Source organism: Mariniflexile gromovii (assembly GCF_017814435.1).
GTDB lineage: Bacteria > Bacteroidota > Bacteroidia > Flavobacteriales > Flavobacteriaceae > Mariniflexile > Mariniflexile gromovii.
Genome location: NZ_JAGJCB010000009.1, coordinates 82,673 through 95,613, shown reverse-complemented (window position 1 = coordinate 95,613; position 12,941 = coordinate 82,673). Strand labels below are relative to the sequence as shown.

14 protein-coding genes are annotated in these 12,941 nt (G+C 36.7%); 2 read left to right on the top strand and 12 right to left on the bottom strand.

Annotated elements, in window-relative coordinates:
- Window position 1: 1 nt before the first annotated feature.
- The 10 genes from J8H85_RS10750 to J8H85_RS19055 all read right to left on the bottom strand — a co-directional run bounded on the left by J8H85_RS10750 (window position 2) and on the right by J8H85_RS19055 (window position 7,709).
- Window positions 2–301, bottom strand: a complete 300-nt coding sequence (locus J8H85_RS10750; RefSeq protein ID WP_209655201.1) for a phosphoribosylpyrophosphate synthetase — start codon at window positions 299–301, stop codon at window positions 2–4.
- 7 nt (window positions 302–308) lie between these two features.
- Complete coding sequence (locus J8H85_RS10745; RefSeq protein ID WP_209655200.1) at window positions 309–2,108, bottom strand: amidohydrolase; 1,800 nt, start codon at window positions 2,106–2,108, stop codon at window positions 309–311.
- A gap of 108 nt (window positions 2,109–2,216) precedes the next feature.
- On the bottom strand, window positions 2,217–2,804 hold the full coding sequence (locus J8H85_RS10740) for an isochorismatase family protein (protein WP_262897539.1): 588 nt from the start codon (window positions 2,802–2,804) through the stop codon (window positions 2,217–2,219).
- A gap of 133 nt (window positions 2,805–2,937) precedes the next feature.
- The gene (locus J8H85_RS10735) at window positions 2,938–3,354 is read right to left on the bottom strand and encodes an OsmC family peroxiredoxin (protein ID WP_209655198.1); all 417 of its coding nucleotides are present in this window, start codon (window positions 3,352–3,354) and stop codon (window positions 2,938–2,940) included.
- Window positions 3,355–3,361: 7 nt separating this feature from the next.
- Window positions 3,362–4,150, bottom strand: a complete 789-nt coding sequence (locus tag J8H85_RS10730; protein ID WP_209655197.1) for an alpha/beta fold hydrolase — start codon at window positions 4,148–4,150, stop codon at window positions 3,362–3,364.
- A 31-nt stretch (window positions 4,151–4,181) separates the two neighbouring features.
- Window positions 4,182–5,093, bottom strand: coding sequence for an alpha/beta fold hydrolase (locus tag J8H85_RS10725; RefSeq protein ID WP_209655196.1), 912 nt, complete (start codon window positions 5,091–5,093; stop codon window positions 4,182–4,184).
- Between the two features lie 10 nt (window positions 5,094–5,103).
- Entirely contained in the window at window positions 5,104–5,919 is an 816-nt protein-coding gene (locus J8H85_RS10720; protein WP_209655195.1) for an alpha/beta hydrolase, read from the bottom strand.
- Between the two features lie 91 nt (window positions 5,920–6,010).
- Window positions 6,011–7,060, bottom strand: a complete 1,050-nt coding sequence (locus J8H85_RS10715) for an alpha/beta hydrolase (protein WP_209655194.1) — start codon at window positions 7,058–7,060, stop codon at window positions 6,011–6,013.
- 29 nt (window positions 7,061–7,089) lie between these two features.
- Window positions 7,090–7,380 (bottom strand): cysteine hydrolase family protein, encoded by a 291-nt coding sequence (locus J8H85_RS19060; RefSeq protein WP_262897538.1) that lies wholly within the window; start codon window positions 7,378–7,380, stop codon window positions 7,090–7,092.
- 17 nt (window positions 7,381–7,397) lie between these two features.
- Entirely contained in the window at window positions 7,398–7,709 is a 312-nt protein-coding gene (locus J8H85_RS19055; RefSeq protein WP_262897537.1) for an isochorismatase family protein, read from the bottom strand.
- A gap of 181 nt (window positions 7,710–7,890) precedes the next feature.
- On the opposite strand from J8H85_RS19055, the gene J8H85_RS10705 reads away from it, so the two are divergent.
- Together J8H85_RS10705 and J8H85_RS10700 are read left to right on the top strand one after the other, a co-directional pair.
- The gene (locus J8H85_RS10705; protein WP_209655193.1) at window positions 7,891–11,574 is read left to right on the top strand and encodes a sigma-54-dependent Fis family transcriptional regulator; all 3,684 of its coding nucleotides are present in this window, start codon (window positions 7,891–7,893) and stop codon (window positions 11,572–11,574) included.
- A 191-nt stretch (window positions 11,575–11,765) separates the two neighbouring features.
- Window positions 11,766–12,275 (top strand): hypothetical protein, encoded by a 510-nt coding sequence (locus tag J8H85_RS10700; RefSeq protein WP_209655192.1) that lies wholly within the window; start codon window positions 11,766–11,768, stop codon window positions 12,273–12,275.
- Here J8H85_RS10700 and J8H85_RS10695 read toward each other — a convergent pair.
- Window positions 12,272–12,544, bottom strand: a complete 273-nt coding sequence (locus J8H85_RS10695; RefSeq protein ID WP_209655191.1) for a hypothetical protein — start codon at window positions 12,542–12,544, stop codon at window positions 12,272–12,274. The genes J8H85_RS10700 and J8H85_RS10695 overlap by 4 nt on opposite strands.
- 33 nt (window positions 12,545–12,577) lie before the next feature.
- Window positions 12,578–12,931, bottom strand: coding sequence for a cupin domain-containing protein (locus J8H85_RS10690; RefSeq protein WP_209655190.1), 354 nt, complete (start codon window positions 12,929–12,931; stop codon window positions 12,578–12,580).
- Window positions 12,932–12,941 lie beyond the last annotated feature (10 nt).

Genomic DNA, 12,941 nt, shown 5'->3' with positions numbered 1-12,941 from the left:
GTTATCGCAATCGCAGTTTATTTGACATTTCAGGAGATATAGATTCACTGTATACGCCATAAGCGTCTACTAAAAGGCCTTTTACTCCAGATTGGGTTTTTATTGCATACAGAATGGAAGTATCGTCAGGATTTGAATCTCCCTCAAAACGGTAGAAATTGTCTACGATAAACTCATCTGCTTGGAATATTTGGGACAATTCTCTACATTCCAAAGAACAGGACTGCAGATTAAAATCAAATTTATAACCTTCTTCTTGTTTGGCCTTTATGGCTTCAGACAGAGTATCGTATGTTTTCATGATTTATTTAATTTTGATAACCACCATAATATTTTACAGGTGACCATTCCGGTATTATTTCTGGCATGGTTGGATCCCATTCGCTAAAGTTGTTTTTGGCATATACCACTTTGCCATTGACAACAGTGAGATCGGCGGTTAGATTCTTGATTTTTTCTTCGGAAATTGTGAAGTAATCTTCTGAAAGTATAGCAAAATCTGCATACATGCCTTCTTTGATGTTTCCTTTTACTTTTTCTTCATTTGAAAACCAGGCACTCCCATTTGTGAGTAGCTCAAGAGCCTTATATCTTGATAGTTTGTTGGTATCATCATACAATGACATTCCACCTAATGTTTTACCAGAAATTGCCCAATATAGGGTCAGCATGGGGTTATAACTTGAGACACGTGTACCATCCGTTCCAAAACCTACCGGAATCCCCATAGCAATCATTTTTTTAATTGGTGGAGTTTGTTTAGCGGCTTCAACACCATATCGTTCTACAAAATACTCCCCTTGAAAAAGCATGCGATCTTGAATTGCAATGCCACCCCCCATTTTTTTAATGCGGTATAGATTGTCATCACTGACGGTTTCAGCATGGTCTATTATCCATCTTACCTTATTAAGAAAGGGATGTCTGTTATCTACTTTTTCAAATACATCCAAAAACCGACTAATAGACTCATTATAAGTGGCATGTAACCTAAAAGGAACGTGGTTTTTAGCCAGCACAGTGATTATGGAATCTAATTCAGACTCCATGCTAACCTTTAATTCTGGTCTAGGTTCCAAAAAGTTTTCAAAATCCGCTGCTTCCCAAGTTAAGTTTTCACCTGCACCACTATATGTGTATCCATTAGGTTTAAACATATCATCATTGGTCCCTACCTGGAGCTTACCCGTCCAATCTTTAAAGAAATTTAGTTCGGTTCCTTTATCTACAGCAAACAAATAATAAGATGTTCTAACCGTCAGTTGACCCTTAGAAGCCAATTCCTTTGAAATACTATAATCGTTAGGATAATATTGACCCCCACCACCAGCATCAATGGCGCTGGTTACCCCTAAGCGATTCAGTTCACGATAGTAATGGCGTGTAGAATTCAATTGTTCATTATGGGATAACTTAGGTAGTTTGGTGAGTGTTTTGTATAGGACCAGTGCACTAGGCTTAGCTACCAACAGACCTGTAGGTTTTCCATTTTCCAATTCAATTACACCACCAGGATATGTTGTTGTCTCATCATAGTCCAGAGTTTTCAGCCCTTTTTTGTTCAGGTAACCTAGAGAATATAGATACATGATGTAAACTGGCTTATCCGGTACGGCCTCATTGATTTCTTCAAGAGTTGGCAATCTCTTTTCTTTAAACTGGTAGGCTCCCCAACCACCGATAACGCGAACCCACTGGCCTTCGGGTGTTCTTTCTGCCTGTTCTTTTAACATTTCTAATGCTGTAGTTATTGATGTTACTCCGTCCCATCGCAGTTCGGTATTATAGTTTAGACCTTCTCTTATTAGGTGTGTATGGGAATCATTTAATCCTGGAATAATGGTTTTTCCTTTGGCATCGATGATATGGGTTCTATCACTTTTAAGCTTTAATATTTCTTCTGAGGTACCAATTTCAATGAATTTACCATCTTTAACTGCAAATGCCTCGGCAAATACACCTTCGTTTGGCAATGTAACTTTAGCATTGTAAATAATTAAATCTACTGTTAAAGAATTAGTTTCCAATTTTTCATTTACACCTTTTTTACAGGATGGAATGAAAATTATTAAAAGAATTAGTACTGATATTTTGTAAATAGTTTTCATAACCGATCATTATAGAATTAAAAAAAAGACTTGCTAGAGTTTATTATGAGGAATTTTGTAGGAACTTTAAATGTGAAGTTTTCTAACAAGTCTTTTAATTTTTAAATGTTAATGTGTTAGCATTTTATGTGCATAGATAATTCCTATACCATAACCACCACCATATCTCTTTACTAAATCAGTCACTGGAATATATGTTTCAGATCTAGCCCAATCTCTTTGCAATTCCAAAAGATATTGAATGGATGTTAACGGTTTTATACCAGCTTCGACCATTCTAGTAATAGCTTGGTTATGAGCTTCTTCAGATACATCTCCGCAGGCATCTGTAATAACATAGACTTCATAACCATCGGCCAAAGCTGAAAGTGCTGGGCCAACAATACAGACACTCGTCCAAAGTCCCGCTAGGACTAATTTCTTTTTACCCTTGGCTGTAATGGCTTTATAGGCATTTGTATCTTCCCATGCATTCATGGTTGTCCTATCAATATAATTGGACGTAGCCTTAGGATAAAACTCCTCAACCTCCGGAAACACAGGGCCGCTGAAAGAGGTTTCCGCCACGGTAGTTACTACCGTTGGTACCTTAAAGATTTTTGATGCGCCAGCCACAATGGCGGTATTGTTCCTGAGGTCTGATACCGAGATGTTGATGGTCGCAAAGGCCATTTGGCTCTCATGGTCTATTAACATCAGGGCATGGTTTGTGGGGTTTAACAGTTCGGGACTAGGCTTTTGCGCAAACACTTGGATGGCCAAAGCTAAAAAAAGTACGATTGTTGCTTTCATTTTTTTCATGAGTTTTGATTTTTAGTTATTTAAATATTTACTGATTAATTAGATTTGTATCAAGGGTAATTTGGGTATTTAGTGCCTTCCCAATGGGGCAATTGTCCTTTGCCTCAAGCGCACTGTTTTCAAAAATATCTTTACCTATTCCTAAGATTTTGGCTTCCACTATCAGATGTGATCGTGTGATAGAACCATTCTCAAGGCTAATTTCACAGGTAGTCTCGATCCGTTCGGGAATAAATCCATGTTCCTGGATGACGAATGACAATTTCATCGTAAAACAGGAGGCATGTGAAGCAGCCAGGAGCTCTTCGGGATTTGTACCTTTGCCATCCGCAAACCTGCTTTTAAAGGAAAACTGGGTGGCATCCAACACCGAGTTGGGTGTTTTGAGATGGCCTGAACCATCCTTACCAGTTCCATACCAAATGGCCGTTGCTTTTCTTTTCATACTCTTCCTAGCTTAGTTTATGTATCCAGTCCAATGTATATTCCGCCTCATCCTTCCATGATGGAAGCCCTAAAACATAATGGTTCTTACCTTCAAACTCCTTGAAATCTGTAACAGATCCTGTATGTTTATATTTTTTATAATTTGAATAATTCAAAGAAGCTGGCATGATATGGTCTGTACTTCCAGCAATGAACAATAGAGGTGCATGGGGACTTTTAAAGTCCACTTTGGCGGCACTTGACAAACAGTCTCTGATCAACCGTTTTGATTCTGGAACTACATTCTGGTCATAAGCTTTCAATTGCTCATCATACAATAAGCCATTGGTGAATGAATATTGCCACTGTTTAACACTCATCAGGAATGTTTTGTCAACAGTTGAAAACAAGCCTAAAGGGCCCCATAATGATTTTAAAAATGACCATTTAAATGACAGGACCCCAATAGGAGGTACACTGTGGATGGCAATACCCGCCTCCGCAAGACCTTTTTGAAGTAATACCTGTACAATCAGTCCACCTGTGGAGTGGCCAATGATGATTGGCTTTTCGGGCAACGCCAGAATATAGTCCTCAAAGTAATCGTGCAATTCGGCAAGCCTTAAGTCTTTGATATCATTATTATAGGGATCTAATTTCCTCAATACTTCTGGGTTTGCATCCTTGTACTTCCACGGAGGAGCAAAGCATGTAAACCCGTGCTTTTCAAAAAATGATTGCCAATTACTCCACCCGTGATGGGTGACGAATGCCCCTGTAATAAATACAATGGTTTTTGATTTTATGTTTTTCATTTTTTTTATAAATTAATTGATACTGAGTTAACTAATTTGCTAACAAATTCTGTTTATTGTGTTCAATGAATTGAAGGATATATTTGGTTACTAATTCTGGATACTGGTGCTGGGGCCCATGCCCAGTTTGAGGTATTATAATTATTTGTGTTGAACGTATTTTCATGTTCAATTCCATCCAATTTTCTGGAGGAAAGCAAATTTCATGTTGGGAGGAAATAACTAACATTGGTATATTGGTTTTTTGAATCTTTTCTCTTGCATTATAAGGGTCATTTGTATAATCTTCCCCAGCATTTAAAAAGACTTCCCAATCCTTTTCATCTATACGTATATCTCGGTCAGATTCTCGGATTGCGATTCTGTCGTGACTTTCTTTGGCAAGTTTTCTGCTATATTCCGAAGTTGGATCAAAGAACAGAATAACTTCATCTTCTAGGTCGTAATAAGGTTTAAAAGCCGTTTGCATGAACAACTCTTCAATCTGATGTTTAACATTTCCGGGAGGTTTTGTTCCAATTAAAATGGTTTGGGAAACAATTTCTGGAAATTCTGTAGTAACAATTTGAGCTACCCATCCGCCTACAGACCAACCACCAACGATAATTTTTTTAAATCCTAGATATTCGGAAAGTTCTTTAACATCCTTAGCAAAATCTATTACTTTTTTGTGTTTATCTCCCGAAGAAGAAGCCAGCCCTGTATAATTGAATGTGACTACTTTGAAGTTTTCTGCCAGTAAATCCAAGAATTTTGGATCCCAATCATCCAAATTTCCTCTAAATCTATTACAAAGAATGATTGGTTCTCCTTTTCCTATCAATCGATAGGCGATTCTTTTTTTACCTAATTCTGCATATTGCGTCTTGGAGTTTACGGCCATTGAATTTGTATGGTCATAAACCATAGCTGAAGAATCTGTTGTTTTAATTGTACTTTTCATAATAAGAAATTTAATTTAAGGTTATAAAATCTGAAATATATTTAGCTGTCAACTCTGGAAGCTGGTGTTGCGGTGCGTGTCCTGCTTTTGTGTAAATAATAAGTTGTCCAAATTTTAGCTTTCTAAGGATGGCAAACCAATTCTCAACAGCAAATGATACATCGTGGTCGCCGTGTAAAATGAATATGGGAATGTCAGTATCAAAAAACATGTCCCTCAACCTGTTGTCATTCTTGAACTCATTCCCAGCCACAAAATAGCGATTGAATTCCTCTTGGGTCGAAGGGATTTTGCTAACATCGATTTTGGCATATATCCGATCGTGGGATGCCTTTGATGCGGCTAGGCTAAATTCAGAATCCGGTTCAAAGAACAGGACCTGTTCATCTTCCAAGCTGTTAATTGGAATAAGGGCTTTTTCAAGAAAAATGGGTTCCAAAGGAATTTTATTTTCACCAGGGGGGTTGGTTCCTATCAATATTAATTTGCTAACAACTCCAGGGTTTTTCAAGGCGACTGTTTGTGCTACAAACCCACCAAAGGACCAACCAGCTAAGGCGACATTCTTAAAGCCTAAGTTCTTACATAAGCCTACAACCACTTCGGACAATCCAGTCACATCATTGGGAAAGGTTCCTTCGGAATAGCCAACCTGTGGATAGTCGAAGATTACAACCTTAAATTTCTTTGACATTTCATCGATGAACAGGGGATCCCAAGTATCCAATGTTCCCCTGAAGCGATTGCAGAATACTATCGGGTCACCCTTGCCAAATTCCCGATAGGCTATTTTCATCCCGTTTATTTCTGTTGTCTTTGTTTTCATAATGTTTGTTTTTAGTTGTGCGTTTAGATTACTTTTGGCCAATAACAGTAACCCAACGGTTAAAAAGGCCGTTCTTAAATATGCTTTCATGTTATTTATCTAGGTGGTTGGCTAATTCATAGGCCGCGTACCTGAGGGCCGATTGAACCTCTGGAATGTGGGCTAGTGGATTTAAAAGGCCATAGTCATGTATCATACCCTGCATTCTGACCAAACTTGTTGGAACACCAGCCTTGTTAAGATTTCTGCCATAATCCTCACCCTCATCCCTTAAAACGTCATTTTCTGCCGTTTGGATTAATGTCGGAGGTAAGTCTTTCAACTGTTCCAGTGAGGCTTTTAATGGGCTAGCATATATATTATCAGCGTCCGAAGTTTTGGTTAGGTAATGGCCCCAAAACCAATGCATCATGTTTTTGGTAAGAAACCGCCCAGAAGCGTATTGTAGATAGGAGGTATTTTCAAAATTATTGTTGGTCACAGGCCAAAAAAGCAACTGGAATTTTAGTTTTGGGCCATTTTTGTCCTTTGCCATGAGGGCTACTGCAGCCGTAATGTTACCTCCAGCACTATTGCCCGCTACAGCAAGCTTGCTGCCGTCCACTCCCACCGAGTTACCATTTTCAGCAACCCATTTGGTGGCCGCATAGGCTTCGTTGATGGCTACTGGGTATTTGGCTTCCGGTGATCTTGAGTATTCCACAAATACACAGGCCTTACCTGAATAGAACACAAGGTCCCTAACAAAACGCTTGTGGGTTTCAAAGTCACCGATGACCCATCCTCCTCCGTGAAAGAACATAAATCCAGGAATGTTTCCCGACTTTTTCTCAGGTCTAACAATATAGATTTTGATATCCAATCCATCTTGATGGATCATTTTCTCCATGATGTCAATCCCCGATAGGTCGACTTTAACGGATGCCTGAGCGCCTTCCAATACCTTTCGGGCCTCACTTGGGGTCATGGTTTCCATAGGTTTACCTCCAGAACCATTCAAGGCGGATAGGAATGCCTTGGTTTGGGTTTCTATGGCAGGGTCATCATTTGGATTTAGTACTTTGATTTCCTGAGAGTTCATAGAGCCTGCCACAAGTACTAAAAAGGTGGCAGCTACATTGGTTTTCATTTTGGTTTTCATAATTATTGGCTTTTTTAATTTTTTAATGTTTAGAGGCTAAGTTCAGTTATGAATTCTTGGGTTGTTTGTACTCTGTGCCCAAAAGCAGGGAAGTTTATTTCTATGGTGGCCTTCATTTCATCCCAATTGAAAGACCCAATGGCATCTTTTATAAGGGTTACATGATAGCCCAATTCAATAGCATACCTACATGTGGATTCAATGCATGTATTGGCTCTCATACCGGCAATTACCACTGAATTTATCTCATACTTTTTTAATAGAAAGTCTAAGTCAGTATTTGCAAACCCACTAGCAGTCCAATGTTGTTGTGTAATCAAATCTCCAGATTCAGGCCTTAGTTTGGGATGGAATTCGGCCCCCCCCAGCTATCTTTCTCAAAGGCCATGGCATTTTTAGAGCCTTCTTGGGAAGGAGATAAAAAATTCCAATCTATATAGTCGCACTTTAATGTATTTCTATGGGGCGCATAGAAAACTTTAATTCCATTTTTACGGGCTACTTTCAAAAGCAAGGATAAATTGTCAACCACGTTATTGGTTATGACCGTATCTTTAACATAATCCCATAGTTTTCCTCCTTCTGAAAGAAAGTCATTAAATGGATCGACAATGATTAAACCCTTTTTATTTTCTTGCTTTGGTTTCATAAAAATATTTTTAGCTGGAAATACTATTTTTGTGCCAAAAGATTAAATAATTGATTATCAAATAGATATATTTTTATACCAAAAAATATTTAACGATATTTAAATAAAAAAGGTTCATATTTACTATATTTAGTAAATTTTACGAGCGGTTCATAAAACGATTTTTTAGTAGTTACCATCCATGAAAACAAAAATTTTAAATGAAGTCAGCGCTTCGATTGCCCTCGTTAAGGATAGAGGGCAGTTGCTAGAAGTAATTGATAATGAAGTTAAGAAATTATTTTATTTTACTCATTGTGCAATTTTACAAATAGACCAAAATAAAAAAGAAGCCTTTGCATTTTTAATTGACCCAAAATCTCAGAATAGAAACTATCCAAATTATCAGAAAATCAGCCATAATAGGTATCCAATTAATACGGGAGTTTTTAAAACTGTTATTGATAATTCTTTTCCTGTAATTTTTGATGTTGAGGAATCCATTAAAAGTGGAATTACTCCTGATTACTTTGAAATGTGTAAATCAATGGGTCTGAAAGAACTGGTTTTTATTTCATTAAAAAGAGGGATGAATAATCCCATTGGTATTTTTTGTTTTTTCTCTGATAGATTGGGAGTTTTTAATAAGGTAATAGATGTTTTAGAGAGTCTTTCACATATTTTTTCAATAGCTATGATGAACATAATCTATTATGAGGAAATCATTAGGAGGGATTATGAATCATCAACCTTTTTAGCAATGAGTAATGCCATTGCGCTGATAAGAAACAAAAGTGATCTTGTGAGGATTTTAAGGGAAAGTATGAAATCTTTCATCAACTTTTCGGATATCGCCATTACAAAATTTGATAACCAAATGGGAACTTTTCGGGTGCTATTGGAAAGTTGTGAAATATCCAATCAGCATCCTGATTTTAATAAAATTGCTTTTGCGGAATACCCTATAAATGATGGGCTACACGATGCCATCACCCAATCTAATGAACCCACTTTACATAAAGTGGACGACTTGGTTAAGAAAGATGGTGTACATTTTAAGTTTTTAAAAGATGCAGGGATTAAAGAAATTCTTGGTGTTAAATTGATTCATGACAATGAAATATTGGGTACTATGGTTCTTTTATCAGATATGATAGAAAGTTTTAAAGTGACCGACAGGCAATTTCTCAAACTAATCTCTCCCCATTTTTCAACGGCTGTTGCGAATGTTATTGCCAACACCGAGATATTACGAAGGGATGAACAAAATGAAATACTTTTAAGGCTTAGCAATCATATTTCGTCGATACAGACCAAGGAACATTTAAGGGATTTTATAGGTCCTGGACTGAGGAATCATTTTTATTTTACGGACAGCGTCATCTTTACATATAATAGTGACAATGATGTTTACAGAAGCTATGTTTATTTTTTAAATAACAAATGGTACAAACAGCCTTTTTTTGAACAAGCCATAAATGCGGAATATCCTGGGCTGAAATTGGATACTGAAAATGCTCATATACCTCAAGTTCTAGTTGTAGAAGATTTAATGAATTTAGGGATTGAACAGATGGATTTTGTTAGCAAAATGGGTATTAAGGAAGTAGTGGTTGTAAAATTGACAGAAGGAGGGAAAGTCATAGGCTTGTTGGCATTTTTGTCTGATAAACTTGAATCTTTCTCAGAATATGATTTGGAGCTTTTGCAGCGGGTTTCTTTTCAAATTTCTATCGCGACCGCCAATCTCTTCGTCAATGAGGAAATAAAGATTAAAAAATTAGAAAATGAAATATTACTCGATATTGGCAAACAATTTTCTTTCATACGAAAAAAAGAGGATTTGCTTTCTTTTTTAAAAGCACAATTATTAAGATTATCTCTTTATTCTGATGTGACTATTATAAAAGCAGATAAAGGAAACAAAACTTTCAGCAGCTTTGTGAGTGATACCTCTTCAAAGAGGTCAAATGACCCCAATTATGAAAATATAAGAACAACTATTTACCCTTTTCCTGATGGAATTTTTGAAAAGGGTTTAGAATCACCACAGCCAATATTTTTTGAGATGGATGATATTTTAAAATGGCCAAATGTCCCTATATATATAAAATTTTTATATCAATATGGCACACGATATTTTGTCACTGCATCTATAAGGCATAGGAATAACCTTTTGGGTGTAATGTTCCTGTTCTCAACTCAAAAAAAAGTCTTTTCTAAACATCAATACAACTTAATACAAGGTATTGCGGATCTATTGGGAAATACTATGGCCAATGTACTGGCTAATGAAGAGATACTTAATCAGGAAAAGGAAAAAAGTATCTTGCTTAAACTCAGTAACGACATGGCCACGGTACGAAAACGTTCGGAATTATTTGAAGTGCTCAAGCTTAATTTGTTGGAGCTTTTTGAGATTGAGGGGTTTGCTATCAGCATATTGAACCATGATAAAAAAACACAGGTTTTAAATATATTATGTACAAAAGAACATATCAGATATCATAAAGATTTTGTAAGTGTAAATAGTATAAACTATAAAGTCAAGGATGGGATATTTGACGAAATCATGGCCTCCGAAGATCTATATATCAGCAGTGTTGACCAAATCCCTTCCAAAGGCACTCCCGAATATGTGAAATTTTTTAAAGAAGTAATAGGCGTCACCAAAATCATAGGGTATAGATTGGTCTTTGAAACCGAAAGATTGGGTTGTATATGGATCAATCCAAAACCTGGGTTTATTGAAGATATGGAGCCCCAACTGATTAAAAGTGTCTGTTCCCAGATTGCCATAGCTCTATCTAATATTCTTGCTAGCGAAAAAATCAACCAACAAATGGATGAGATAGATGGATACAGAAAACAGCTTGAAGAGGAAAAATCCTATTTGGTTGAAGAATTGCAAGGTAATTATAACTATTCGGAAATAGTTGGAAGTAGTGACGCTATGCAAAAGGTATTTCATTTGCTAAACCAAGTGGCCTTTACCAATAGCACAGTCATTATTTTTGGGGAAACTGGTACTGGAAAGGAGTTAATAGCAAGAGCCATACACAATTCCTCTCCGCGAAAGGATAAATTGCTTGTTAAATTAAATTGCGCAGCTATCCCTGAAAGTCTTATTGAAAGTGAACTTTTTGGTCATGAAAAAGGGAGTTTTACAGGAGCTACTGAACGGAGGTTGGGCAAGTTTGAATTAGCCAATAAAGGAACTCTTTTCTTAGACGAAATTGGAGAAATGACATTAGACCTTCAAGTCAAACTTTTAAGGGCCCTGCAAGAAAAGGAAATAGAGCGCGTAGGTGGTAAGGAAGTCATTAAGACCGATGTTAGAATCATTGCTGCAACCAATAGGGATTTGAAGAAAGAGGTGGAAGCAGGTCGTTTTCGAAGTGATTTGTATTATAGACTCAATGTGTTTCCAATCACACTCCCTCCATTGAGGGAAAGACGGGAAGATATTCCCCTTTTGGTTTCCCATTTCATTAATGTGATCTTCAAAAAGATGGGTAAAAAGATTAATGGTATATCCCATAAATGTTTGACACAGCTAATGGCTTATCCTTGGCCTGGAAATATAAGGGAATTGGAACATCAATTGGAGCGCAGTATACTACTTACAGGTAACGGAGACATTATTAAAGATGTACATCTGCCCAAGGATAGTCTAGCATTTGATGGTTTATCGAAGCTTGATTTTCATGTGAAGACCATTGACGAAAACGAGAGAGATCACATTTTATCAGTACTTAAACGGTGTCAAGGTAAGGTCTATGGCCCAGGTGGAGCAGCAGAACTTTTGGGAGTACCACACAATACGCTGTACTCTAAAATGCGCAAATTAAACATAAGTAGAGAAGATGCCTTAGCTGAAAATTAGCCCCAATACTTACTTTCAATGCTTTTTTTGTTATTTAACAAATTTTGCATCAATTTTCGAAATACCACAAAAATTAATAAAGGTAAAATTCTATAAGTATTTGATTATAAGTATTTTAAGAAAAGGTGCGATTATTGAATTTTATTTGCAAAATTTAATATATGCCAGTAAAGGATAATGTAAGTTTAAATATGGATGACATTTTAGAGTACTACCGTCCATATTTGTTAATCGATTTTGACAAATATAAGAACCACGTGTATCGGGTTTACCTCAATTGTGTCCAAATGGACAAAAATGCTGATAATCATCAAAGGTATGCACTCGCTTCGGTGTTTCATGACATTGGGATATGGACCAACAGGACTTTTGATTATCTGGAACCTTCAATTGAAGCTGTCTTAAGCTTTATGGAATTAAATACGCCTTTCATCACACCTGAAGAGATATGCCTGATGATTAATAACCACCATAAAGTCACACCATATCACGGGATCTATGGAATAACGGTTGAAACTTTTCGAAAGGCTGATTGGATGGACTTGACCTTTTATCTTCTGCATTCAAGTCGAAATAGAAAGGAGCTTCGTAAAAAATTGAAATTCTATCCATATTTAGGTTTCCACCGGTTGTTATTAAAAATGGCTTTGAAACATTCCATTAGGTTTCCTTGGAAGCCTTTACCCATGCTAAGAATCTAATTGGTTGAATCAAGAACCATAATATGATTTGAAATAATAATGGGGGGATCTGATTCGATGATTTCCTGGATATCAATTTGAATTCGGTCTCCTTCAATTACTTCCACAAAATTTCCATTGGGAATACTGATAACCGTCGTGTATGTTTTGTTTTCACTATTTCTAATATATAATGTCTGCCCATCCTTACCCTGTTCTATTTTGGTAATCGTAAACAATTTTTTGTTATTTGATATGGTATTGCATCCTATAGCAAATACAAATGCCATAATGATTAAGATATTTTTCATGATAGTTCATTTTTAAATTTTGATAAATAGGGATGACCTAATTTGGGGTTTAAGGTTTTTTGTTCTATGTCCTTTCCCTTCCGTATCTTCCATCAACAATATATCCCCTTGAGAAAATGTTCTTTTGATGCCCAAAGAGGTTTCAATTTCAATTTCCCCATCCAACAGAACAATGTACTGCCTCGCGGGGGCTGGATGGAAATCAAAATTATAGGAGGCCTTAACCTTTCTGAAGATGATACTTTTTGTTTTTTGTGCTTCGGACAAAAAACCGATATCACCTTTATCAGATAAAGGGACAGTCACATCTTCGAAATGGCTGTCCCCATTGTTATCCGCATAGACTTTTGTGATTTTAAAATCCATATACATCTTT